We start from the raw sequence: 23,093 nt of genomic DNA, 5'->3' as shown, positions 1-23,093 counted from the left end.
AGGTATAGAAGATGTCAGAAACTAAAATAAACAAAAAAGTAGTGCAAGAAAATTTAAAATCAATGTCGATTGTTGATGATGGTGATGAAGTAGCACAAGACTATCAATATGTTGTAGATTTAGAGAAAAAAGGTATAGCACAAACGAATCAAGAGGCTCAGCGTCGTGTTGATCTGTTAATTCATGCATCAAATGAAAATTTTGCTGCTGCAAGTACGTGTCTAGGTCAATGGCATTTAATTGGGCATTATGTGCCTAAAGATATTGAGTCAGCAATTTTATTTTTTAAACATGCAGAAAAATTAGGCGATGCTTTAGCAATGGTCGAGTTAGCATATATTGGTTTAAAAGGTTTAAGTTCGACGATTAGTAATGAACAAGGTTTAGATTACTTAAAAAAATCAGTTGATTTAAATCATCCTGAGGCTATTTATGCTTCAGCATTGCATATTTTAGAAAATAATCCTGAAGCTGCTTTAAATTTACTCATGCATAATTACCAACAAAATCAGCATGAAAATAGTTTAAAAACTTGTATTGAACATTCTGCATTTGATCAAAACGTAGTAAATCAAAAGTTAGAAGAAATTGCACAACATGATAGCTATGCAAGTGCATTGCTTGCATTTCAATATTTTCAACAAGGCAATGATAAAAAAGCCTTTCACTACGCACAAAAATCACAAGAACAAAATAACCCTTATGGTTGTTATGTCCGTGCTTTAATGGAAGAAAAAAATCCAAAAAGCGATCCAGATGTTGTACATGAGTTTTTAATTAAAGCCGCACAACTTGGTCATATTGATGCATCTTATTGGGCTGCTGCACAAAACTTGCGTAAAGCAGATGAGATGAAAGAAGGTGCTAAGCAACAAGAACTTAAACAACAAGCTTTTAAATTTTTTGAATATGCAGCTCTAAATCACTATATTCCTGCACAATATTCTTATGCACAGTGTTTAAGAACGGGTATTGGTACAGAGAAAAATTTTGAACATGGTGTACAGTGGTTAGAGCGAGCTGCACAAAATAATAATGCAGATGCACAGTTTGAGTTAGCTATGCTTATTGCTGTGGAGCATCCCCAACATTTAGCATTGTTACAAGCCGCAGCCAATAATCGACATGTACAAGCGATGCTATGTATGGCTGTTCATGAGCAACAAAAAGAGCAATTTGGACAGGCTTTACAATGGCTAGATTTGGCAAAAGATGCTGATTCAGCATGGGCTTATTATTTATTGGCTCAAATGTATGGAAATGGTCAAGGTGTTGAAGCTGATCCAAAACAGCGTGTTGTGTTACTTACGCAAGCTGCTGAGCGTGGCGATGTAGATGCTTATTTTGAATTATATCAAGCTTACTCACAGGGCTTAGGTATTCGTAAAAATAAAAAGAATGCTGTTAAATATTTAGATTTAGCTAAGCAGAATCAACATATCGAAGCATGTGCGATAGAGCTATATGGCTAAACCTTTAGACATCAATAGAGTCGAATATTACCACTATGAACAAGGACGTTTGTTTGTGGTGGGAGATCTACATGGTTGTTATGATGCGTTGATGCAAGAGCTTCAACGCGTTAACTTCAACTTTCAACAAGACCTATTGATTGCTGTAGGGGATTTGGTTGATCGTGGGGCTGAAAGTTTAAAGTGTTTAAACTTAACGAAAGAGCCTTGGTTTAAATCAATTTTAGGCAACCATGAAGAGATGTGTATGTTGGGTCAGCATGATGTGGGAATGGCTGACTTGCATGCTCAACATGGTGGCGAATGGTTTTATGAACTTCCACTAGCAGAACAACACAAAGTCATTCAACAATGCCAAACCTTGCCGTTGGTGTTGGAAGTACAATATCAAGGTTTAAACTACGGTTTTGTGCATGGTGATATTGAGCATCATGATTGGAATACTTTTAAAGCCCAGATCAATGACCATCAATCACGTGAAATTATTTTATGGGGACGTTCACGTATTCGTAATTCAGCTAGAAAAAAATTTGATGTGATCACTGGGATTGATTATGTTTTTTTAGGGCATACCGTAGTTGATTTAGTGACCAAACGACATAATTGCTATTTTATTGATACAGGAGCAGTTTTTGGTGCTCAACTGACGGTGTTAGAAATTGATAAAAATCTAGCCATAGAGCAGCAGTTAAATGTTATAAAATGACTCATTTTTTAAGTTTGGCTTCAACCTCTTTTTTTGCTTGTTGGGTGGTATAAGTACAACCTATAGAAGCACCAATAATGACAGCCAATGCGAGCCATTGTGTCCATAATAATTGCTCATGTAAAAAAATAAAACCTGAAAGAGCAGCAATAGCAGGCTCTAAACTGGTGAGTGTGCCAAAAGCAAAAGGACTTAAACGGCGTAAAGCGACCATTTCTAAACTAAAGGGTAATGCGCTTGCTAAAATTGCTAATACCGTGAAAAGTATTAAATTTTCAGGTTGAAAGCTATGTAATGGTAAACCTGAAAAGAGCGCGATAGGCATTAAAAAACACATGCCAATAAACATACCTAGACAAACAGTATGATTTCCAGAAATACCAGAGGGTTTTTGCCCAAAAATGATATACATTGCCCAGCAACAACCTGCGCCTAAAGCAAAAATAATTCCGATTGGGTCTAAGCTTTGTGCAGTTTGATCAAAAGGAAAGAGTAAAATTAAGCCTAAAATGGCGAAAATAATCCAAATAAAATCAAATTTTTGTCGTGCATAAAACAGTGCAACACTCAAGGGACCAATAAATTCAAAAGAGACCGCAATACCGAGCGGAAGTCTTTCGATCGATAAATAGAATAAGGCATTCATACCTGCAAGAGCTAGACCATAGCTGATGAGCGCAGACCAATGAACGTCTTTTATATTCATACGCCAAATTCTAAAAATAACTGCCAAAATGACAGAACCTAATAATAACCGCATAGCGGAAACGGTAAGTATAGGAAACTGATCAAATAAAATTTTGGCAAGTGAGCCACTACTTTGCATACTGATCATGGCAATAAAAAGTAAGATCAACGCATGTAAATAAGGCTTATTTTTAAAATTCAGCATGAAAGCAAGGATTGTCTCTTATTTGAGCATGAAGCACATAAAAGTAAAGCAATAAAAAACCACAGACCAAAGCCTGTGGTTTTTATATCCGTTGAAACTTAGAACAATACGCGAACGCGAATTGTACCTTCAACTTCATGAAGTGTATCTAATGCTTCTTGAGATGCAGTTGCATCAACATCCATCACTAAATAACCAACATCACCTTTAGTCATTAAAGATTGACCAGAGATGTTAATGCCATGTTCAGCGAATAGGTTGTTGATTTTAGAAAGTACACCCGGTACGTTTTTATGAATGTGAAGTAAACGGTGTTTACCTTCAGTCAATGGAAGTGCGATTTCAGGGAAATTCACAGCAGATAAAGTCATACCTTTATCAGAATAAGCAACAAATTTCTCAGCAACTTCTAAACCAATGTTTGCTTGTGCTTCCATGGTTGAACCACCAACGTGCGGTGTTAAAATCACGTTAGGTAAGTTACGCAGTGCAGAAACAAATTCTTCACCATTCGCTTTAGGTTCTTTCGGGAATACGTCAACCGCAGCACCTGCGATATGACCTGATTTAAGCGCATCAGCTAGATCTTCAATAACGACACATGTACCACGTGCAGCATTAATGAAAATAGAACCTTCCTTCATTTTTGCAAACTGTTCTTTGGTCATGAAGTTGCGTGTAGAAGGTACATCTGGTACATGAATAGATACGACATCAGCAGTCGCAAGTAATTCATCCATAGAACCAACTTGACGTGCATTACCCAATGGTAATTTAGTCACGGCATCATAATAAATGACGTGCATACCCATGCTTTCTGCAAGTACAGAAAGTTGAGAACCAATTGAGCCGTAACCCACGATACCTAAAGTTTTACCACGAGTTTCAAATGAACCTACTGCTGATTTATTCCAGCCACCAGCATGTGTATCTGTTGATTTTTCAGGTACACGGCGAAGCAAAAGAATCGCTTCAGCAAGTACAAGTTCAGCAACTGAACGTGTATTTGAATATGGTGCGTTGAAAACAGGGATACCACGAATCATCGCAGCATTTAAATTCACTTGGTTTGTACCAATACAGAAACAACCCACAGCAATCAGTTTATTCGCAGCTTCAAAAACTTCTTCAGTCAGTTGAGTGCGCGAACGAATCCCAATAAAGTGAGCATCTTTAATCGCTTCTTTCAACGCTTCACCCTCAAGCGCAGTTTTACGATAGTCGATGTTGGTGTATCCGGCAGCATTTAGTGTGTCGATTGCGTTTTGATGAACGCCTTCTAACAACAAGAAACGAATTTTATCTTTAGGCAGTGAAAGATGTTGGCTCATTACGGCTCCGCTACAAAGGCCAAATTTAGTGGCGATATAATAACATAGGACGCAGCCTGATTTACATTTCCTTTATGACGATGATTGTGGGTATTTCGGCGAAATATGAGTCAAAATCTGTCATTTATGGTCTATTTAACTGTGTAATTTTAAAAGTGACCTGATCAAAATGCTAATTTCTACAGGTTTTAGGCAAAAATGGCTTATAATGTTGTCCTGTAAGAATTGCTGATATCCATATATCGCTTTCGATCTTACCGTTGTCTGGAAAATATACAATATTGTGCCTATCACGATAGAATATCTGCCAGACATTTTCTACTTGTTTACTTCTGCTAGGTCTGCAAACGATGAACGCTCCAGTCGCTTTAACACCTGAGTTATTGACCCAATTAACTGAAATTGTCGGTGAAAACCGCATAAAAACCGATAACGACAGTCTCCAAAACTGGGGGCGTGATCACACTAAACATTTTGATCCAAATCCATCGGTCATCGTTTTTCCATCGAGCACTGAGCAAGTACAAGCCATTGTTAAAATTGCCAATCAATTTAATGTCGCAGTAACGCCGTCAGGTGGTCGTACAGGTTTATCTGCAGGTGCTGTTGCTGCAAATGGTGAAATTGTTGTCAGCTTTGACAAAATGAACCAGATTTTAGAATTTTTCCCAGCAGATCGTATGGTACGTGTTCAGGCAGGCGTGGTGACTGAACAATTACAAAATTATGCTGAAGAACAAGGCATGTATTATCCAGTCGATTTTGCTTCGGCAGGTTCATCGCAAATCGGTGGTAATATCGGAACCAATGCAGGCGGGATTAAAGTCATTAAATATGGCATGACACGTAACTGGGTTTTAGGCTTAACTGTAGTGACGGGTAAAGGGGATGTAATTCGCTTAAACAAAGGCATGATTAAAAATGCGACTGGTTATGCGATGCAACATTTATTTATCGGCGGTGAGGGGACTTTAGGTTTAGTGACTGAAGCAGAAATTAAGCTTGAGCGTCAACCACATGATTTACAAGTTTTAGTCCTTGGTGTGCCTGATTTTGATGCCATTATGCCTGTGTTACATGCATTCCAAAAGAAAATTGACCTTACTGCATTTGAATTCTTTGGTGAATTGGCAATGCAAAAAGTGTTAGATAATGGTCATGTACAACGTCCATTTGAAACACAATGTCCATTCTATGTTTTGCTTGAGTTTGAAGCACCATATGAGCCTATCATGGATGCTGCGATGGAAATCTTCGAGCATTGTATGGAACAAGGCTGGGTACTTGACGGTGTAATGAGCCAAAGCCTTGAGCAAGTTCATAATTTATGGCGTTTACGTGAAGATATTTCAGAATCTATCGCGCCATTTATTCCATATAAAAATGATATTTCTGTACTCATTACACATGTTCCTGCATTTATTAAAGAAATTGATGCAATTGTGGAAGAAAACTATCCTGACTTTGAAATTTGCTGGTTCGGTCATATTGGCGACGGTAACTTACACTTAAATATTTTAAAACCTGCGGATTTAAGTAAAGATGAATTCTTTGCAAAATGTCAGGTTGTAAACAAGTATGTGTTTGAAACTGTGAAAAAATATGACGGTTCAATTTCAGCTGAACATGGCGTAGGCATGACCAAAAAGCCATATTTAGACTACACCCGTACTGCTGAAGAAATCGAATACATGAAAGCCTTGAAAAAAGTATTCGATCCAAACGGTATTATGAATCCGGGTAAATTATTTGATCTTTAATCATTTAAATTGATATAAAAAAACGCTCTTTCGGGAGCGTTTTTTATTGTTAAATAATGCAAAATCACAGTTTTAAAACAGCATCATGAGCTAAGTTATTGCATCATAGGCTTATCTCTTTGTTTTGGACTAATAAAATGATTCGTTTATTTTCTATTTCTGCACTGTGTTTTGCAGCATTGACAGGTTGTGCAACAACTGAAAAGTTAACCGGTAAAGTAAGTTTTGGTGGTTCAGATACACCTATGCAACAGGTGATAAAAGCTCAACCATCGATTCTGAAAAATCAAAATAGTATGTCTGTTCGTCAAGTATTTAACCGTGTAGAAAATCCAACAGCAGCACAAATCGCAGTAATTGACTCAAATTTATTGGATGATTCTGTGAATGCGATTCGTACTGATTATATTTTTAAACGTGTAGAAAATACATGGAAACTACAAGAAACTAAGAAGACTTATCAATGTAGACGTGGTAATTCGAGAGAATTTCAAACACAGTTATGCTCTTAATTTCATTGTCGTTTAGTGGACTTACGAGATGAGCGATCTCGTAAGTTAAATTTAGTACATACGATTGAATAAACGTATTTCATCTGCTTTTGGTAAAACATCACCATAACCCAGTTCTTTGTACAATGCTGTCGCTTTAGCTCGCCAAATTTTGGCTTGTTTGGCATCGGCTTTAAAAGCTTTACTGCCATTTTCATATAAGTTCACAAGCAAAATGCCCGCAGTTGGGTTGCCTTGTTGTAGTGATTTTTTATAAAGTTCTGCGGCTTTGGCAGGGTCTGCTTTTACTAAATAGCCTTGTTCATAATAACGTGCTAAATCTAGTAATGCCCGATCATGTCCAAGTGCAATGGCTTGGTTTAGATAGGCAATAGATTTTTTAGGGTCATAAATTTTCCACTCTTTTTGTGCATACAGTTCTGAGAGTGTATAGAAAGCATCTTTTTCTTTTTTTGCAGCTTTATGTTCTGCCATAAATAACTCAGGTTCATAGGTTAAGTCTTCAAATTTTTTATTGCTATTTAATAGTTTTAAAACCGCTTGTTGTGCTGCAATATTATCTTTATTAGCAGACATTTTATAATATTGCATCGCATCTTCAATCGGTTGATTATTCATATTTTTATCTTCAATCATTTTTCCCATCATGTAGGCAATAAAACCTGTCGGGTCAATTTGCATCGAATATAAATGATTGGCTTTTTTCCAATATTGCAGCGCCTTTTCTTGATTTTCAGGTCGCCCAACACCGTAAGCATAGCTATATGCAACGTATGCCCAATATGCGCCTATACTGTCGGCATTACTAGGATTGTCAGCAAAAAGAGAAAGTAGATCAATACCTTGTTCTTGAAGTTGCGTATAACCAATCTGATGCATGACACGAATACCAATCAGTTCCATAGCATCAAAACTGCCTAAATCAACAGCTTCAAGAATTAAATCATTCGCCTTGCTTTGGTCTTTTTTTACGCCTTCTCCCAAATCGTATTTTTGAGCTTCAAGCAATTTTTTATAGATATTAATGTCATTTTCATCAGGTTCACGAATGTTTGCCATGTCGCGATATTTCTGTTTTTCTTCCTCACTCATGTTTGAACTTGCTTCAATTTGTGGCAAGTTATTTTTAATTTGTTCTGCAAACATACGAGAAAGTGATTGATCGTTTTCAGGGTCAGTTAAGTAGTCTTCCCATAAGATTTGGTTAAATGAATTGATGCCATTAAGTTGGTGAAATTCAGCAAAGATCGGGGTGTGTTGTACAGGCGAGGGCGTGTTATGTTTTATGGTGCGTTGTATGTTTGGGCTTTTAGTCGCAAATACATTTTGTAATGGTGCAACAGACATGAAAACAGCGCTACAAAGACTGAGTGTAAGAAGTGATTTTTTCATTTTTAGTTAAAATATATGATTGAATTTCGTGAAGTATTTATAGCAAAAATTACTTTCCAACTGTGTTAAATTGAGTAAGTTTTAAATGTCTGAAAAATATAATTTTTTAAAGATGTGAAAAAAATCCTGATATTGCCAAAATTAATGATATAAAACCTGTAGAACGACCTCAAACGTGAAAACAATGAACATCCAACAAGAAATCCAAAATCTATTCCAAAACCGAGACGAACATCCGCTGTTTTATATTGAAAGTGGCAGCCGTTTGTGGGGCATGGCAAGTCCTGACAGTGACTATGATGTACGTGGTTTTCACTTACCGAGCAAAGCCCAGTATTACGACTATCGAAAGCATCGTGATTTAATCGAAATCATGGACGGTGATTTTGACTTTGTTTCTTTCGATCTCAATAAAATGTTTGGTCTACTTGCTAAAAGTAATCCCACTGTTTTGGAATGGGTACGTGCGCATATTATTTACTTTAACCAATTTCCTGAATGGGAAAAATTCAGAGATGGATTGCTGGAGCGTATAGATTATAAGGCATTGTATTATCATTATTTATCGCTTGCCAAAGGCGGTATGCATGTGATGCAAACAGCAGATAATTTTACCTACAAAAAAGTGTTTTACTCAATTCGGGGTCTAATGTCTGCCGAACTTGCAACGCAGGAAATCATGCCTGAACTCCTGATCACCAACTTATTTGCCCAAATTGATGAAAATGATCCACTGCGCCATTGGGCAGAAGATTACCTGGAAATTAAAAAACAGCAGAAAGAAAAAGCTCAGGTTTCTGCACCTGAACAGGCAGAGATTTTAAAATTGTTAAATGATAAAATTGAAGCTTTAAATTTGCGTGCAATTGAGCCAACCAATGACGTGGCACAACTTCAGCAATATTTAACCGAATATAGCTTTCATCTCAAACAACATTTTTATGGTTGATGCTTTAAAAAAATCAATTAAAAAAGGAAAATAACATGATGAAAACACTCGCTTTTATCCACCGTAATGACACGATATTTTCGGTTGGAGATTTTCATCCTGTTAAAACTATTTTTTCTCACCATGAATTGGGCAATACCGTTTCACCTTTTTTATTGCTAGACCATTTAGGACCGAGTTATTTAAAACCGACACATTTACGCAAAGGGGTTACAGAACATCCGCATCGTGGTTTTGAAACCGTAACCTTGATGTTTCGGGGAGAACTTGAACATCGTGACTCGACTGGTGGCGGTGGCATCATTGCAGAGGGGGATGTGCAATGGATGACCGCAGCCTCAGGCGTGATTCATAAAGAATTGTTTAGTGAAGCTTTTTCCAAACAAGGCGGTGCATTTGAAATTGTGCAACTGTGGGTCAACTTACCTGCCAAAGATAAATTGAATCCTGCCCGTTATCAGAGTTTGAAACAAGCCGATATTCCTGTGGTACAACTTGAACATGATGCAGGCAGAGTACGCATCATTGCAGGTGAATATGCAGGGCAACATGGTATTGCCAAAACCCATACGCCTATCATGGTTTTAGATATAGATTTAAAAGCAGGACAAACAGCGACATTTCCTGCCAAAGTGGGTGATAGCACTTTAATTTTTCTCAGAACAGGGCGACTACAATTTCAGGAAGAAGATGAGGCATTGAATGATGATATTTTGGAAGATCAGGCACTTGCAGTCATGTCGAGTCATGGTGAGCAGGTTCAGGTAACTGCTTTGCGTGACAGCAAATTTTTATTGCTCAGTGCTGCACCACTGAATGAACCGATCAATGCCAAAGGTTTTTTTGTGATGAATACTTACACAGAAATTTTACAGGCTTATGACGACCTGAAAAATGGGAGATTTATTCAGCAGTAGTCAATACGTTACATTCATAACAAATGGATAACTTTCACTCAAAAAAAGCCTGTGTTACACTCAGCATTCTGCGTTTGGTTGTACCCTGTTTCAACGTGAGTCTGTAGGACTCAAGTGAACATTGACGCAGATCTATCTCACTCTATTTTATTTTCTATTTTTACCTGATTTAGACACCTTGTGAATACGGTGTTGATCTCGCTTGATTAAAGCAAATCTAAATTTATTTTAAATTCTCAGTGCTTGTCATTGGGCTGACGTTTATTTACTGAAAAATAAGCGTAGACCTGCAAGCCATTATGATATGTAGAAAACAATGCAAAATAATGCACAAAATGTAATGCAAAAAGAGCAGATGACGACTTTGAGCCGTGCAACATTCATGTTTCCATTGGCGTTAGTTTTGTTCGAATTTTCAGTCTATATTGGTAATGATTTAGTACAACCTGCGATGTTAGCGATTACTAAAGAGTTTGGTGTTAGTAGCTCTTGGGCGCCTTCATCCATGTCTTTTTATTTATTGGGTGGTGCCTGTGTCGCATGGTTATTGGGTCCCTTATCAGACCGTTTAGGACGTAAAAAAGTCCTTTTGGCAGGCGTAATTTTCTTTGTGATGACCTGTTTACTCATCTTATTCACACATCATATTGAAAGCTTTTTAGCCTTACGCTTTTTACAGGGTTTTGGTTTATCTGTCATTGCAGCAGTGGGTTATGCCGCAATTCAAGAAACCTTTGAAGAGCGTGATGCGATTAAAGTCATGGCTCTCATGGCAAATATCTCTTTGCTAGCACCTTTAATTGGACCTGTTTTAGGGGCTTTTCTCATTGACCATGTGTCTTGGCACTGGGGTTTTATTGGGATTGCCTTTTTTGCATGTTTGAGTTGGTTTGGTTTAAAAGCCAAAATGCCTGAGTCTAAAGTGAGTATTCCTAAGCAGCCTTTGCGTTATATTTGGGATGATTATAAAAAAGTCCTGAAAAATAGAACCTTTATTGGCATGACTTTAGGTTTGCCTATGGTGGCGATGCCATTGATGTTATGGATTGCACTTTCACCTGTCATGTTGGTTGAGGAATTAGGACTCAGTAGTATGCAATATGGCTTGGCACAGTTTCCTGTTTTGGGCGGTTTAATTGTGGGTAATATTGTCCTGATTAAAATGATTGACCGTTTAGCCTTAGGTAAAACCGTTTTAATGGGCTTACCGCTGATGCTGTTAGGAACTGCAATCATCTTACTGGGAGTGATTTGGCGTGAATATTTTCTCTACTGCGTCATTTTAGGTATGACCTTGGTCAGCTTTGGTGAGGGGATCAGCTTTTCAGTACTTTACCGTTTTGCATTGATGGCGTCCGATGTGTCTAAAGGAACGGTTGCTGCGGCAGTTTCAGTGTTAATGATGTTTATCTTTTTCTTTGTGATTGAGATTATTCGCATCATGTATGAACATTTTCATTTATGGGCATATGCTTTGGCATGTTTTACCTTGATCGCTTTATGGTTTACGATTCCCCGTAAATTATTAAAAGAAATCATGCAACAGCGTCAGGCAAAAGGTGAGTTTTAAATAATTATTTTATTTCTTAGGGAGAGGGCTTTTAAAAGTACTTCTCTCATCCCTCCTCTGAGGAGGGATGTTTATAAGAAAGATTTTAGGGCTATTGTTATACAAAAAATCAAAGAAAAAATGATGTTATTGCGCTAATTTCTTCAGTTTATAATCAAAGACAAAAGGTCCAAACGGTAAAATTGAAGCAACCAATCCCATTAAAAATACTTTTAAAGAAAGCTTTTCTTTTTCACAAACAATAAATAAAACCAATAAAAATAGGATGAAAAGTACACCATGTCCCATGCCAACATACTTTACCAAAATAGGATTATCAAACATATATTTCATCGGCATTGCAATGAACAGTAACAATAAAAATGAAATACCTTCGAGTAAGCCAACTAGTCTTAAAGTTTTAAAATTCATCGTAGATACTGTATTGAATATAATAGTTTGAGTGTAAACAATTTGATGATTAAAGCAAATTAAATATGCATTATAGTTATTTTAAATTGTTGAATTTATTGAAAATTAAACCAAGCTACGTACTCGGTTTTTAAACGTAACTAAAAATAGATTTTCTTCACTATTTGGGTGAAAGTGTGAGCAATAATATTAATATTTATACTTTGCTCACCCTAATATTTAAAAAATATAAACTGCGGTATTAGATCACACCACAAGCAATACGTTCACCGCCACCGCCTAAAGGCTTAGGTTGGTCTGAGTAGTTATCTCCACCTGCATGGATCATAATGGCTAAGCCTTGTACATCTGCAAGTTTTAAACGAGGAGCATAAACCGTTGTTTTCGCACTGCCGTCAGTGTCTACATTGAGCACAGGTAAGTCGCCTAAATGACCATCATTAGGTGTGCCATGACCTGCTGCTTGTGTTGGGTTAAAATGCCCACCAGCCGCTAAAGCAGCTCCCATTTTTCCATCTTTTTCAGCAGGTTCACATGAGCCTTTTTCATGAATATGAAAACCATGAAAGCCTGAAGGAAGCTGTTGAAGATCAGTGCTAATTTCTAAACCTTTACTGCTGTCTTGTAATTGAATAGAACCAATTTTCTCACCGACTCCTTCAGCAGTAACAGCATGTACTGCAACAGTTTTCTGTGCTGTTTTTGCTGTATTTTGAGAGCTTGTCGTGGTACAGGCAACCGTAGTCAGCGTAATAAATGCAGTTAGCGCTGAAAGTTTAAAAATAGAAAAAGCATGCATATGATGAAATATCCTAAGTTTTGTTATGTCTTGGGGTATTCAAACAAAGTACAGAAGTTTGTACAGTAATGAATAAGTATTTGAATGTAAAAATTTATTAAATTGATGTCATTTATTTTGGTGAAATGACATCATCATTTTCTTCTATATCGTATGCTAAAGTTGCTTTAGGCATTTGTTCGGCAACACTGGTTTCATGTAACCACTCACGCCAAATCGCCAATAAAATGGCTAAAATGACAGGACCAATAAATAAACCAACTAAACCAAAACTTGCTAAACCACCTAAAACACCAAACATAATGAGTAAGAATGGAATTTTAGTTGCGCCAGAAATCACCAAGGGACGAATGACATTATCTGCTGTACTGACCACACATACGCCCCATGCCATGACACCAATCGCCTCAATTGTCATACCTTTTGAAAATAGCCACAGTGACACAGCACCATAAGCCAAAGGCGGACCAAATGGAATTAATGCCATCAAGAACGTAATCAGTGTTAACACCATAGGATTGGGTGCGCCAGCAACAAAATAACTCACACCAGCAAGTAAGGATTGTGCAACAGCCGTTAAACCCACACCATACACAACGGCACGTGTGGTTTCAGAAATCGTTTCTAAATAATGATGTACACGTGGACCAATCACCATTTCTAAAGCTTTACTGACCTGCTGTAAAATCGTTTGCCCATCTCGATAAAAAAAGAACAATGACATAATTGCAAAGCAGAGTTTGACTAAGTTTTTAGAAATTTCACTTAAAACAAACTTGCCATAATTTAAATGCCCTTGAATCCAAACGCCAATATTTTGTGAGAGATTGGTTGGATTTGAATTAATTTCCTCAATGATACGAGAAAATTCTTTACCAATAATCGGGAGTTGACGTAAAAAGTCAGGAACTGTTAAATGCCCAGAAGCCAACTGACGATGGAGGTCAAAATAGAGATTACGCCCTTCATGCTGTAAAATGAAAATAGCAAAGACTAAGGGGATGCCAATCACAAGTACGACAAGCATGATCATGATCGAGGCACTTAATGTCGGTCGATGTTCACCACATGTTCTTAAGATACGCTTATACAAAGGCCATGTCATATAGGCGATAATGCACGCCCAAAGCACAGGGACAATGAAGTATTTGATAATATCAAATCCCAAAAAAATCAGGATAAATAATAAGCCAAATAATAAAATACGCTGCAAGGTGAAAGTGAAATCTGACACTAATTTCTCGAAGTTTAATTAATTATCGTTCAGTTAATATTAACTGAAAAATAGGTTCAGGCAATGTTAAATACATTGCCAGTTATTATTTTTTGAAAAACTGACTTAGAACCAATCGCTCGGATCATCAATTAAAGCATCCAGAAGTGGTTGCCACTGCGTTTGAATTTGTAGAAAATTCTTTTGATTTTTATCAAAAATAGACAAGCCTTGCATTGCCAGTTGCCCATAAGCGCTGCGTTCGGAAATCCAAGCCAAGGGTTGTTGCTCAATTTTTTCAAAAAATTGTTGAATATCTTTAGCACTTGAACTATTTGCTTTTACGCGATTTGCGACAAGTAGAATCTCTACTTTACCTTTACGTATACGTTTAATTTCTTGGATGTGTTTTAAAAAACGTTTGGTACTGTCAATGTCAAAAAAAGAAGGCTGTAAAGGTGTCACAATAGCATGACATTCGCTGATCAATTGTTCTGCATGAGCACCTGTTAATGCGCCTGGTGCATCAATAATTAAATATTCAACATTTTTAGGTGTATCACCAATGGATTTTTCATGTCGCCAGTCTAAGCTTTGAATTTCATTGGCATCACTTGGACGGTGTTTTAACCACTGTAAAGCAGATTTCTGATTGTCTGCATCTGCAAGTGCCACACTATAACCTTTTTGGGCTAATGCTGAAGCTAATGTAATAGCTGTAATCGTTTTTCCACAACCACCTTTTTGATTTGCGATGAGAATTGTTTTCATGATTTTTAATTTGATTCATCCAAGCCCGTCCTTTCACTAGCTTAGCATTATTTTTTAGACAGTAGGTTACACATGACAAAAGTCTTAGAGTTGTTTACATTGGAAAAACAGCAAAAAAGTAGAGTTTGATCATGTCATTGTGGGTCGCCATGTTAATAGGTGTCTGTCTAGGTGTTGTGATAACAACTGTAGTGTTATCAAATACGCGAAATGGCAAAATCAAAGCGGAGTATGAGCGTTATATCGCTGAGTTAGAGTTAGAACACCAGCAAGCTTTAGCAATGGCAAAAAAACGAAGTGTAAATACCAGTCGTGCTGTTTTAAAGGGAAAAATGGCAGAACAACTTGCTCCGATTATGCCCGAATTTCACTATTTACCAAGTGATGCAAAGTTTTTGGGTGATCCTGTCGATTATGTCATTTTTAATGGCTATAGCGAGTTCAGAGATGGTGAAGGGCATGCTGATAATATTGAAGTGATATTGGTGGACATAAAAAGTGGAGGTGCTCGCTTGACCAAAGGGCAACAAGCGATTGCACAGGCGATTCGTGAAGGACGAGTTCGTTTTGAAACCATTCGTATTGATTTTGAGGACATATAAACGGCGAAGCTAAGCAGATGAAACTCAGACTTTTTGTACTCGTGCCATCAACATACGGCATCCAACTTTAGGTAGCTCATCTGCATCAAAATAATATTTTTCTATAAATTTAAAATTTGCATTGGACAAATCAAGTTCAATATTACGATTGAGATGACAACCATCAGCAATCACTTTTTGCATAGGTGTTAAAATATTTTGCAACTTTTTTAGTGTTGGATGGTCGTGATATTGAACATGTTCAACCAAATGAAAAGTCCCTTCAGGTTTAAGAACACGATAAATTTCAGCTAAGGCTTGTTGTAAATTTGCAATACTGCACAAAGTCCATGTACTTACAATTTGATCAATAGAATGATCAGCAAAAGGTAGTTTTTCTGCACTTGCTTGAATATGTTGCACATTAAAGGGGGCATCTAAGACATTTTTTTGAGCTAATTGGTAAAGATCAGCATTGGGTTCTAAAGCAATTAATTGCTCTACCTGATAAAAAGGTAAATTTAAACCTGTCCCAAAACCTATTTCTAAGACCTGTCCTTTGACTTTCCTGAGTAATTCAGCACGTGCATCCATCATGCTTGGTGTTTGCATGACTTTATTGAGTAAATGTGGAAAAATCCGTTGTTGATAAAATTTATAAATCATCGCTTTCACAGTTTTATTATTAAAAAAATATTCTAACGAAAATATAGACTTAAATATAAGACAAAAAAGTGACGAAATTTCTATATTTTGTTACTTAAAGTCGATTTTATTTTAATTTTCATGGGGGATACTAAAGCTTAAATTTGAATATGTATTTTTTAGGAGGCATTTATGACACGGAATTTATGGTGTGCAGCAGTTTTGGCATTATGTTCAGCAGCTGTGAATGCCTCTCAATCCGTTGAATCTCACTCTGCTGAATATAATATTGCCAATGGTTTAGCGCCTATTATTAAAGATCAAAAAATTTCTGTGCTTGAGCCTTTTCATGGTGAGTTTCGTATTTTAGGATCTAAAGAATATCAAGATGATGAACAAGCAAAGTTTTCACCTATTGATTATGCTGTAACACGTGGCATTTTTACTGAGCCTGAAATTGCCCGTCAAATTTCTATTAACCAATATGATCGTTATTTAAATTGGAAAATGGCACGTCCACCTATCCCACCAAAACTTGCCACACAAATGGTGAGTAATATGCATATTATTCCTGCCAATCCAAAAATTGCCCAAGAAATTAAGAAAGTAAAGCGTGGTGATCTTGTGCGTTTAACAGGTGATTTGGTACAGATTAATGATAAAGATTTAGTTTGGAAATCTGCACTTGATTGGAACGGAATAGGTGATGGGGCATGTAAGTTAATTCGTGTTGACTCAATTCAATGGGTAGAAAAACAAAATATATAAGTACATCAAGCGAGAGATAAATGAATTTTTTTGAATGATCGTTTGAGACAAATCCTGAAAAATGCTAAGGTTTCTATGCTTGAAAAATAATCATGTTATGTAAAAGAGTTAATGTTAATGAAAGGTTTTTTTGCGGTTGCAGTGCTATTTATGGGGTGTGCTTTAACAGCTTGCCAAAGTACAAGCCCCACAGTAGATGGTAAAACCCATCAATACACTGTAAAACAAAGCTGCCCAACTTTAATGGAAATGAATACAGGGGAAACTTTGGTTTTTTCTGCGCCTGAAAACCCAAGTACTGGTTATCAATGGAAATTAGTCCAACCTTTAAAAAACTTTAAAATAGAAGAAACTTTTTTACAAAATGATGTTGAAGAAGGAACTGTAGGTGCAGGTGGTACAAAAGTATTTCGTTTTACTGCTTTAAAAGCAGGGCAAGATTATATTGAGCTGATTCATGTACGCCCTTGGGAGTCTAGTCAACAACCCAATCAACAGTGGCAATGTCGTATTCGTATTTCTTAAAATATAAAAATAAAGCTGCTGGCAAAGATGACAGCAGCTCGGTATTGAGATCAAACGATAAATATTGAATGTTAAATTTTTACTTGGTTGTTTTGGTTTTCCAATTATCAAGCTGAGCTTCTGCCGTCAATAAATCACTCATGCCACGTACTGACTCAAGTGAAGCATCATCTTGATTTGATTTGTCAGCTTTTTGGTCAAAGGTCTTGGCTTGATTTTCCCAGTATTGATAAAGTAAGCCTTGAATATAGCGACCTTGTTCAGTTTTTAAATCCAAGTCTTTTAACATATTTAAAGCAGATTGAATGCTATCTCGTTTACGTTGTTGGTCAATTTCCTCAGTTAATGTACCTTCAGCATCCATTTTTTCTAAATCAGCTTCTAAGGCTTCATTCATGGCATCATATTTTTCTTGATATTCATCAAGTAAAGTAATGTCCGCTGCATCTTTAGGCGTACTTGGGAAATTTTGAATAGGCTTAGTTTTGAGTTCTGTCATGACAGCATCAGAACTTTTCGTGGTCTGGTCGGTCTTATTTTTAGGATCATTTTCCGATGAACATGCACCAATCAGGACAGCGCTTAGGAGTACTGAAATATAAGTCAAAGGGCGTAAAAGGTGCATGAAACTAAAACTCCTTAAAATATTCATAGGGTTTGCTTTTTAAAATGATAAGCATAAGTGACGTAAGGAAACTCGATCTCATCATGTGCATATTTACCTGTATGCTCCAATATAATAGCTTCAAATTGTTGTTTTAGTTGTTGCTGTTGTGTGGAGGGCATAGCGGCAATAAAGCTCGTTGACAATAGCCGTTTACTGACTACATTTTCAACTGTTCCTTTGTGAATTTGTGAAAATAATTTTAAGCTTTCTAGCTTAAATAAAAATTGGTGTTCAAAAACTTTTTTCCAATCACCGCTATGATAACGAGGTGTATCTCCTTCAAAGGGTGCAATTAAGTCGGCTAATGCTTTAACCCATGGCACATTTTCATCACGCTGATTCCAAATCAGACCAAGATGACCTTGTGGTTTTAATAAATGATGCATTTCATTTAAAGTTTCAATATTTGAAAACCAATGAAAAGACTGAGCACATAAAATGGCATCAATACTTTCTGAAGCAAGTGCAATATCATCACTTTTTGCTTGTAAGGTTTGGACATCTGGATGGCTTTTTTTTAGTTGAGCAAGCATTTCTGCCACAGGCTCTATCGCAATAATTTGATGGCTTACTTGCTTTAAATAAGGCAAAAACTTACCTGTTCCTGCACCTAAATCAACCACAGTCGAGTTAGATTGGATTTTCAGCTCATCAATTAGCCAATTAACAATTTCAGATGGATAATTTGGACGAACTTGTTGATATAGTTCAGCAGCAGAACTAAAGCCTTTTTGTGCGGCAGGATGTAAAGAATGTGTCATATTTTGCGCTTTTTTATCTGTGCAGACTCTATAAAATATGACATTGAATACGATGAATAGGCAAGTTATCTATTTATTTAATTTTAACTAAAGATAAGAGAGCCGTTTTTCGGTATTGCAATGGACAAGCAAATCATTTTTGAAGACGATCACATTCGAGCAATTTATTTACAAGGTTCAACAGATACTTTGGTCTTGTCATTTGGTGACTTAATTACTCGTGCTAAAGGCTTGTCGATTAATGCTGAAAAATCATTAATGAAATATGATTATAGTGTTGTTGGTATTATGCCAAAACAAAAATCATGGTTTCCTGCCTCAAGCATGAATGCGCTATTAGCGCATTTGCAGCCTATTTTAAAACAATTTAAAAAAATCGTGGGTTATGGCGGTTCAATGGGCGGTTATGCTGCGATTAAATATTCCAAACCATTGCAAATGACACGTGTCGTGGCAATGGTGCCGCAATATTCGATTGATCCGAATGAAGTTGAAGATAAGCGTTATACCGACTTTTATGATGCTGAATTAAATGCAGACATGCGTATTCAGGCACAGGATATTGTCGAAAATTGTGAATATATTATTGTTTACGATCCGTATTTTGAAAATGATAAAGAGCATTATTTAAAAATAAAACCATGGATTCCACAATTGCATACGTTGCATTTGCCTTATACAGGACATGATGCAATTGCTGTCTTAGCAAACTCAGCGTTATTGCATGATTTTATTGAATATCCTTATGATCAGACTTATTTTTATAAACAAATTCGTGAAGTCAAAAAGAACAGTAAATTTTACTATCGTAGTGTGATTGCTCATCTTTTGGGTACACATAATGAAGCGTTAGGGAAAATATTAAAAGGGATTGATTTACAGCTTGATAGCACGTTTTTTGATGCGAATTTAAAACAGACCATCACCCGTATTTTATTGACCAATAAACGTGTTGATGAGCAAGATTTACAAAAGCTTGGCATTCAAGTGAACTTGCCTTTCGAAGAAAAAACTCAGTTACAGGACTGTTTTGGCAATATTATTGTATTTAATGTTATTACCCAAAAACTTGAAAGTTACAATCAGCAAGTTATTGATGTAAATGGAAAATATATTATTCCACTGAATGTTGAAAATAGTGGTTTAGTCGAAATTGAAGTTAAAAAGCAAACCTATTTAATTTGTATGAATGACCGTCGAGTGACTAAATTATTTAAATACGATGATGCTTTATCTTTGGATATGAATCCGATTGTTATTAAAAAATGTGCAGATTTTTATGTATTGAGCTATAAAAATCTATATATGCGTTGTGATGAAGCAGGTAACTGTTATTTTGATGCTGAAAGTGTGCAGGATACTGAAAAATATACCATTATCTAAAGCACTTTTTAAGTTCTAGCGGTGAAAATAAGGCAAGATATTGCTGAAAGTCAGCAATGGTTTGAGAGGATTGAGGGTTTAACTCAATACGCTGTCGTTGAGTTTTAAAATTGCCTTTATTTTCCGATAGATTTGTTAAGCCGCCTTTGCTGTAATGATATTCGTAACGTGCGGCATAAAGTAAATTTTGCTGTTTAAAAATATAATTTTCTTGAGTTTTGCCTATTTCGCCAAAAAAATGCGCTTCAATTTTACAGCCTTGTTTAAGCTGAGAGAGTTTAAATTGATTGCCTTCGGTAGTTGGGTATAATTCAATATTATCAATAGATTGCAAAACTTTTTCTGCATAACACACTGAGCTTGATAACATTAAAATCATTAAATAGAGCCTATATTTTTGCTGTGTAGTCACTATAAATTCCGATATTATGTAGTTTTAAAAAAGAGAATGACGTGATGATCTATTTGTAAACTATCCACATGATGGGACTATGTTATATTAGATGAAGCATGGTCTAATTTTATAAAGATTGTATGCTGTTATGTACATCATAACGATAAATTTTAAATATTTTACATACACTAAATTTCAGTGAATGACTGTGAAATAGCCAATAGGAAATGGCAGATAACTCAATAATATTGAATGCAAAAAAGTTAAGGAAATCACTATGATCAAGGCACAGGCAACTTCAGTATTAAAAAAAATAAGAAAAAAAACAGCGCAACCTAAGCAAGAACGTACTCAAAAGCGTATGCAAATGGTCATTCAAACCACACAAGAGTTATTATTAGCTGTGGGTATTGAACGTATTTCTATTCCAGAAATTGCAAATGCTGTGGGCATACCTCGCACCAGTATTTATCAGTTTTTTCCTACAAAGTATGATTTATTACGTCATATTGCTTTGATGCATTTAAATGTTCTCGTCACACGAATAGGTCATGCAGCAGTTGCAGTCTTAAGTGAACATCCTAAAGCTTCAATTGATGAATATGGGCAAAAATTATCTGCAAGTATGATTCAAACAACTGCACATTTTTTTAATGAATCTGAAGTGGCGAGTTTAATTATTTTAAGTGGACCGTTTACACGTCAAGCTTATTTAGAATATCAAGTTGAATTGAAAAAAGTGAGTGTTGGTGTACGTAAGGCATTAGAAATGATTAAAGTTGATCATTATGTACCACAGCAACCAGATAGCTTAACGATTCTCATGGAGTTGGTATTTACCTGTATGAAACATGGTTATTATAATGAAAATTATATTTCTGAAAAAATTATTCAGGAATCTTATCGAATTGCGATGAGTTACTTGGCTGCTTTAAAAGATAATGCTTATTTATTAGCGGTGGATGAAGGCTAAATCTAGATCTAAGTCATGTATAAAAAATCCCTCAATGAAATGAAGGATTTTTTATGATATCAATCAAAATATTTGAAGGATATTAAGCACCCGCTTTTACAGTTTTTTCGCTTGTAGTTGCAGGTGTACCACGGAAGAAGTTCTTTGTTTTTTCCCATGATCTAGAAAAGAAACCTTGTGCTTTTTCAGATTGATCTTTTACAACTTCTTTTGTTTGTTCTACTTTTTCTACAACAGCATCTTTGATTTCAGTTGTTTCAGTTACAACAGCATCTTTTACTTCAGTCGTTTTAGCAACAGTTGCGTCTTTTACTTCAGCAGTTTTAGCAACAGTCGCGTCTTTCGCTTCAGCAGTTTTAGCAACAGTCGCGTCTTTCGCTTCAGCAGCTTTAGCAACAACAGCATCTTTCACTTCGGCAGTTTTAGCAACAGTCGCGTCTTTCACTTCAGCAGTTTTAGCAACAGTCGCATCTTTCGCTTCAGCAGTTTTAGCAACAGTCACATCTTTCGCTTCTACTGTTTTAGTCACAACGGCAGTTTGAACTTGTTCAGCTTTCGCTTGAGTATTTTGAACTGCAACTTGTGCTTTAGTTACAGGTGTTGTAGTTGTTTCAGCAAAAGCAGGAACACAAACCAATACACTTGCAGCGACCAAAGTTGTTTTTATGCTTTTCATGATAAGACTTTCCTCAATGTGAGGAGTACTGACAACGTACTCCAATAATAAGGCGGGCATGTTAAAACCAAGCTCTTTCTAAGTGTGAAAAAGAGATAAAATGATACATCTTTACCACAATAAGACTACATAAGTATAAGGTGGTTATAAGATGTTTTTAATAGGATAATTTATTTATTTTCATATTGTTATATTTTTTATTGGCTTTATATTTTTATTTGAAATTTACATAAGTTTACATTTATTAATGTGATGCTGTTTTATTTAACCTATTGTTTTGTATCGTTATTGTTTTATTTTTAAACGATTGTATGACCCTTAAAACAAAACATTAAAAATGATCAAATTTACTTAAAACTATTATAAATATTAAATAAATATGATCATTTTGCTCTAACTGATTATTGTGGAATATCTTCTTTATTTTTGTTCGATTGAGGAGTTGGCAAAGAAAGTTTACTGATCTCGGGTTCTACAGGTTCATTTAAATGCTGCTGAGTTGGGTCTATGGTAACCGCAGTTTCTGTTGAGATTTGTGTCGTTGTTGGTGTGGTCGCTGGGTTTGTTACTGAAGAATGATTACTTGTAGTCGGTGTTATTTGCGGCGTCACGATAGTTGTTGTAGCAGACTGACTTAAATGCCCACGTTCAATAGGAACAGTTCCTTTATTTGTTCCGACTATAGCATCTCGGGTATTACTCGCCGTTTCTGTCACCTTTTCCGCACCTTTTTGTACACCTATTTTTGCACGTTCAGTTTGTTGTTCTGAAAAGGTTTTAGTTTCTTCCCATGCATTGTCTACTTTCGGTTTAATTTTTTCTACACCGCGTTCAGCAGCAGCACCCACACGCTCAGCAGTATTTTGAACTTTTTCACCTGTCTTATGTGCTAAAACTTTGAAAATATTTGGGTTATCACCATAAGGTGGTGGTGTTTTTGTTTCTGCATAAATTGAGGATGTTGCCAAAATGGCAGTAGCAAAAGACAGAATTTTAATACTTTTCATTGTGACTTCTTCCTTCAG

General features: G+C 36.2%; 25 protein-coding genes. 12 read left to right on the top strand and 13 right to left on the bottom strand.

Annotation, left to right across the window (positions count from 1 at the left end):
- The first annotated feature begins 11 nt into the window (after window positions 1–11).
- A complete protein-coding gene (locus C9E89_RS02785) occupies window positions 12–1,472 on the top strand; it encodes a tetratricopeptide repeat protein (protein WP_107006914.1) in 1,461 nt (486 codons plus the stop codon).
- The gene (locus C9E89_RS02780; RefSeq protein ID WP_107006913.1) at window positions 1,465–2,178 is read left to right on the top strand and encodes a metallophosphoesterase; all 714 of its coding nucleotides are present in this window, start codon (window positions 1,465–1,467) and stop codon (window positions 2,176–2,178) included. Before C9E89_RS02785 ends, C9E89_RS02780 begins: the two co-directional genes overlap by 8 nt.
- A 1-nt stretch (window position 2,179) precedes the next feature.
- On the opposite strand, the gene C9E89_RS02775 is transcribed toward C9E89_RS02780, so the two are convergent.
- Window positions 2,180–3,070 (bottom strand): EamA family transporter, encoded by an 891-nt coding sequence (locus C9E89_RS02775; RefSeq protein ID WP_107006912.1) that lies wholly within the window; start codon window positions 3,068–3,070, stop codon window positions 2,180–2,182.
- Window positions 3,071–3,168: 98 nt separating this feature from the next.
- A complete protein-coding gene (serA, locus tag C9E89_RS02770; protein ID WP_107006911.1) occupies window positions 3,169–4,401 on the bottom strand; it encodes a phosphoglycerate dehydrogenase in 1,233 nt (410 codons plus the stop codon).
- A gap of 350 nt (window positions 4,402–4,751) precedes the next feature.
- Between serA and C9E89_RS02765 the strand changes: the two genes are divergently transcribed.
- Complete coding sequence (locus tag C9E89_RS02765) at window positions 4,752–6,161, top strand: FAD-binding oxidoreductase (protein WP_107006910.1); 1,410 nt, start codon at window positions 4,752–4,754, stop codon at window positions 6,159–6,161.
- A gap of 137 nt (window positions 6,162–6,298) precedes the next feature.
- Window positions 6,299–6,673, top strand: coding sequence for a hypothetical protein (locus C9E89_RS02760; RefSeq protein ID WP_107006909.1), 375 nt, complete (start codon window positions 6,299–6,301; stop codon window positions 6,671–6,673).
- A gap of 51 nt (window positions 6,674–6,724) precedes the next feature.
- Here the strand turns inward: C9E89_RS02760 and C9E89_RS02755 are convergent, their stop codons facing one another.
- Complete coding sequence (locus C9E89_RS02755; RefSeq protein WP_171405058.1) at window positions 6,725–8,020, bottom strand: tetratricopeptide repeat protein; 1,296 nt, start codon at window positions 8,018–8,020, stop codon at window positions 6,725–6,727.
- A gap of 229 nt (window positions 8,021–8,249) precedes the next feature.
- Here C9E89_RS02755 and C9E89_RS02750 point away from each other — a divergent pair, with 229 nt between their 5' ends.
- The 3 genes from C9E89_RS02750 to craA all read left to right on the top strand — a co-directional run bounded on the left by C9E89_RS02750 (window position 8,250) and on the right by craA (window position 11,501).
- On the top strand, window positions 8,250–9,014 hold the full coding sequence (locus tag C9E89_RS02750; protein ID WP_107006939.1) for a nucleotidyltransferase domain-containing protein: 765 nt from the start codon (window positions 8,250–8,252) through the stop codon (window positions 9,012–9,014).
- A 38-nt stretch (window positions 9,015–9,052) separates the two neighbouring features.
- Window positions 9,053–9,931 (top strand): pirin family protein, encoded by an 879-nt coding sequence (locus C9E89_RS02745; RefSeq protein ID WP_107006938.1) that lies wholly within the window; start codon window positions 9,053–9,055, stop codon window positions 9,929–9,931.
- A gap of 340 nt (window positions 9,932–10,271) precedes the next feature.
- Window positions 10,272–11,501 carry a chloramphenicol efflux MFS transporter CraA gene (gene craA / locus C9E89_RS02740; protein ID WP_107006937.1) on the top strand — a complete coding sequence of 410 codons (1,230 nt, stop codon included), beginning with the start codon at window positions 10,272–10,274 and terminating at the stop codon, window positions 11,499–11,501.
- Between the two features lie 126 nt (window positions 11,502–11,627).
- Here the strand turns inward: craA and C9E89_RS02735 are convergent, their stop codons facing one another.
- The 4 genes from C9E89_RS02735 to C9E89_RS02720 all read right to left on the bottom strand — a co-directional run bounded on the left by C9E89_RS02735 (window position 11,628) and on the right by C9E89_RS02720 (window position 14,695).
- A complete protein-coding gene (locus C9E89_RS02735) occupies window positions 11,628–11,912 on the bottom strand; it encodes a DUF3817 domain-containing protein (protein WP_107006907.1) in 285 nt (94 codons plus the stop codon).
- Between the two features lie 241 nt (window positions 11,913–12,153).
- A complete protein-coding gene (sodC, locus tag C9E89_RS02730; protein ID WP_107006906.1) occupies window positions 12,154–12,711 on the bottom strand; it encodes a superoxide dismutase family protein in 558 nt (185 codons plus the stop codon).
- Window positions 12,712–12,823: 112 nt separating this feature from the next.
- Entirely contained in the window at window positions 12,824–13,945 is a 1,122-nt protein-coding gene (locus tag C9E89_RS02725) for an AI-2E family transporter (RefSeq protein WP_107006905.1), read from the bottom strand.
- A 105-nt stretch (window positions 13,946–14,050) separates the two neighbouring features.
- Window positions 14,051–14,695: a ParA family protein gene (locus C9E89_RS02720; RefSeq protein WP_107006904.1), complete on the bottom strand. Its 645-nt coding sequence runs from the start codon at window positions 14,693–14,695 to the stop codon at window positions 14,051–14,053.
- 131 nt (window positions 14,696–14,826) lie between these two features.
- Here C9E89_RS02720 and C9E89_RS02715 point away from each other — a divergent pair, with 131 nt between their 5' ends.
- Window positions 14,827–15,297 carry a Holliday junction resolvase-like protein gene (locus tag C9E89_RS02715; RefSeq protein WP_107006903.1) on the top strand — a complete coding sequence of 157 codons (471 nt, stop codon included), beginning with the start codon at window positions 14,827–14,829 and terminating at the stop codon, window positions 15,295–15,297.
- A 24-nt stretch (window positions 15,298–15,321) separates the two neighbouring features.
- Here the strand turns inward: C9E89_RS02715 and C9E89_RS02710 are convergent, their stop codons facing one another.
- On the bottom strand, window positions 15,322–15,942 hold the full coding sequence (locus C9E89_RS02710) for a class I SAM-dependent methyltransferase (protein WP_107006936.1): 621 nt from the start codon (window positions 15,940–15,942) through the stop codon (window positions 15,322–15,324).
- Between the two features lie 171 nt (window positions 15,943–16,113).
- On the opposite strand from C9E89_RS02710, the gene C9E89_RS02705 reads away from it, so the two are divergent.
- Window positions 16,114–16,689 carry a hypothetical protein gene (locus C9E89_RS02705; RefSeq protein ID WP_107006902.1) on the top strand — a complete coding sequence of 192 codons (576 nt, stop codon included), beginning with the start codon at window positions 16,114–16,116 and terminating at the stop codon, window positions 16,687–16,689.
- A 117-nt stretch (window positions 16,690–16,806) separates the two neighbouring features.
- Window positions 16,807–17,214 carry a protease inhibitor I42 family protein gene (locus C9E89_RS02700; protein ID WP_107006901.1) on the top strand — a complete coding sequence of 136 codons (408 nt, stop codon included), beginning with the start codon at window positions 16,807–16,809 and terminating at the stop codon, window positions 17,212–17,214.
- Window positions 17,215–17,293: 79 nt separating this feature from the next.
- Here the strand turns inward: C9E89_RS02700 and C9E89_RS02695 are convergent, their stop codons facing one another.
- Window positions 17,294–17,839 carry a hypothetical protein gene (locus C9E89_RS02695; protein WP_107006900.1) on the bottom strand — a complete coding sequence of 182 codons (546 nt, stop codon included), beginning with the start codon at window positions 17,837–17,839 and terminating at the stop codon, window positions 17,294–17,296.
- A gap of 23 nt (window positions 17,840–17,862) precedes the next feature.
- Window positions 17,863–18,642 carry a class I SAM-dependent methyltransferase gene (locus tag C9E89_RS02690; protein WP_107006899.1) on the bottom strand — a complete coding sequence of 260 codons (780 nt, stop codon included), beginning with the start codon at window positions 18,640–18,642 and terminating at the stop codon, window positions 17,863–17,865.
- A gap of 120 nt (window positions 18,643–18,762) precedes the next feature.
- On the opposite strand from C9E89_RS02690, the gene C9E89_RS02685 reads away from it, so the two are divergent.
- Window positions 18,763–20,025 (top strand): hypothetical protein, encoded by a 1,263-nt coding sequence (locus C9E89_RS02685; protein ID WP_107006898.1) that lies wholly within the window; start codon window positions 18,763–18,765, stop codon window positions 20,023–20,025.
- On the opposite strand, the gene C9E89_RS02680 is transcribed toward C9E89_RS02685, so the two are convergent.
- Window positions 20,018–20,404 (bottom strand): hypothetical protein, encoded by a 387-nt coding sequence (locus C9E89_RS02680; protein ID WP_107006897.1) that lies wholly within the window; start codon window positions 20,402–20,404, stop codon window positions 20,018–20,020. The two genes, C9E89_RS02685 and C9E89_RS02680, sit on opposite strands and share 8 nt — an antisense overlap.
- A gap of 292 nt (window positions 20,405–20,696) precedes the next feature.
- Here C9E89_RS02680 and C9E89_RS02675 point away from each other — a divergent pair, with 292 nt between their 5' ends.
- Complete coding sequence (locus tag C9E89_RS02675) at window positions 20,697–21,392, top strand: TetR/AcrR family transcriptional regulator (RefSeq protein ID WP_107006896.1); 696 nt, start codon at window positions 20,697–20,699, stop codon at window positions 21,390–21,392.
- Window positions 21,393–21,474: 82 nt separating this feature from the next.
- Here C9E89_RS02675 and C9E89_RS02670 read toward each other — a convergent pair whose 3' ends face one another.
- The gene (locus C9E89_RS02670) at window positions 21,475–22,068 is read right to left on the bottom strand and encodes a hypothetical protein (RefSeq protein WP_107006895.1); all 594 of its coding nucleotides are present in this window, start codon (window positions 22,066–22,068) and stop codon (window positions 21,475–21,477) included.
- Between the two features lie 401 nt (window positions 22,069–22,469).
- Window positions 22,470–23,075: a hypothetical protein gene (locus tag C9E89_RS02665; protein ID WP_107006894.1), complete on the bottom strand. Its 606-nt coding sequence runs from the start codon at window positions 23,073–23,075 to the stop codon at window positions 22,470–22,472.
- Between the last annotated feature and the right edge of the window lie 18 nt (window positions 23,076–23,093).

This window comes from Acinetobacter sichuanensis, from assembly GCF_003024515.2.
GTDB classification, from domain to species: domain Bacteria; phylum Pseudomonadota; class Gammaproteobacteria; order Pseudomonadales; family Moraxellaceae; genus Acinetobacter; species Acinetobacter sichuanensis.
The sequence above is the reverse complement of the archived record's forward strand: the minus strand, read 5'-3'. Positions and strand labels throughout refer to the sequence as shown.